Origin of the sequence: Candidatus Rhabdochlamydia sp. W815 (assembly GCF_018642185.1) — a bacterium.
Lineage (GTDB): Bacteria > Chlamydiota > Chlamydiia > Chlamydiales > Rhabdochlamydiaceae > Rhabdochlamydia > Rhabdochlamydia oedothoracis.
Map to the genome: position 1 here is coordinate 1 of NZ_JAAVTY010000190.1, position 1,075 is coordinate 1,075.

Annotated in this window: 2 pseudogenes; both read right to left on the reverse strand. The window is 36.4% G+C overall.

What is annotated here, in order from left to right:
• A pseudogene (locus RHOW815_RS08195) lies at nt 1-237 on the reverse strand (IS110 family RNA-guided transposase); the annotation flags it as partial.
• Nucleotides 238-371: 134 nt separating this feature from the next.
• Nucleotides 372-1,075, reverse strand: a pseudogene (locus tag RHOW815_RS08200) (integrase core domain-containing protein); the annotation flags it as partial.

A 1,075-nucleotide genomic window follows, 5' to 3' on the forward strand; every position in this document is an offset into this window, starting at 1 on the left:
TGCATCCATACATAGGGGATCTATAGCTCTTTTTCTAAATCCTGTGACTAGGTAATGAGATAAACATCCACTTTCAAAGCCAACAACGATTTCTGGAAAATCTCTTTTGGAAAAATAATCTGCTAGTAAATCAGGATCTGTTTTTTCTGAACCTTCATGGATAATCTTACCTTGTTCATTTAATACACAGATAAAAGTTCTTTTCATTGATACATCTAATCCAATATAATGCTTCATGGGTTGCTCCTCATTTTTTTGCTCTTTAATGAGCGGTTTTGAGATTTGAAAAAATCTCGTTTATATTGGAGAGTTTATACTACTCCGTTTAAGGAGCAACCCCTTCTTTGTGTGCAATTATGGCATGTCTAATATTTACCAGAATGGACTCGCTCTTCATTGTACTCTTTTACCCATTTGTCCACATCCATTTGTAGTTCTTCTAGACTATGATAAACTTTTTGCCTAAATGCTGATGCAGAAAATTCATTTTGAATCGTCTGATGAAACCTCTCACAGATTCCGTTGGTTTGAGGATGTCTTGCCTTTGTTCGAGTATCTTCAATATCTTCTATTGTAAGATAGAGCTCATATTCATGGTATTCCCGACTCCCACAGCACTCTGTACCTCTGTCGGTAAGTATTCTTAACACTCTTAACTCTTGTTCTTCAAACCAGGGTATTGTTTTATCATTTAATACTTCTGCTGCTACTAGTGCATTTTTTCTGTCATACAACTTAGCAAAAGCAACTTTACTATAGGTATCAATCACTGTTTGCTGATAGATCCTTCCCACACCTTTAATAGTGCCTACATAATAAGTATCTTGTGCAACAAGATAGCCTGGATGTTATGTTTCTATCTCTCGATGAGCTTCTTTTTCTTCTTTAGCTTTTTCAAGCGCTCTTAATTGATCTTCTGTAAAGATCAAGTGATCTTGAGCTGCTTTTGCTTCTAACGCCTTTAGTCTCTTCTTAAATGTTTCTAGATCATGCCTTAGCCATATCGATCTGACCCCTCCAGGAGAAACAAGAATTCCCTTCTTTTTCATCTCATTGGAAACTCGGAGCTGTCCAT